At 41.7% G+C, this 278-nt stretch carries 1 protein-coding gene; it reads right to left on the bottom strand.

The genetic code is table 11. The annotated features are described in order from the left end of the window. Positions 1-278, bottom strand: a 278-nt coding sequence (locus AB4585_RS25355; RefSeq protein ID WP_372171541.1) for a sugar phosphate nucleotidyltransferase, incomplete at both ends; no start/stop codon positions are given.

Here is a 278-nt window from a genome sequence, read left to right as displayed (position 1 = left end):
CACGCATACAGAATATCTGGCCGATGAGCCTTTAGTTCCTCTAAATAACGAGACGCTTTAAACAAGAACATACCGCTGTTCCATAAATAATCATTGGAACTAACATACTCTTTAGCGGTGTCTAAGTCCGGTTTCTCTACAAATCGTTCTACCTCATAAGAATGAGAACTTGTAGCCTCGCCTTGTTTGATATAACCATAGCCGGTTTCAGGCCCTGTTGGCACAATGCCAAAAGTCACCAACTTACCTAAAATAGCTTGTTGCTTAGCCTGTTCTAC

This window comes from Vibrio sp. 10N.222.49.C9 (assembly GCF_041474985.1).
In the GTDB taxonomy this organism is placed as follows: Bacteria; Pseudomonadota; Gammaproteobacteria; order Enterobacterales; family Vibrionaceae; genus Vibrio; species Vibrio crassostreae_C.
The sequence above is the reverse complement of the archived record's forward strand: the minus strand, read 5'-3'. Positions and strand labels throughout refer to the sequence as shown.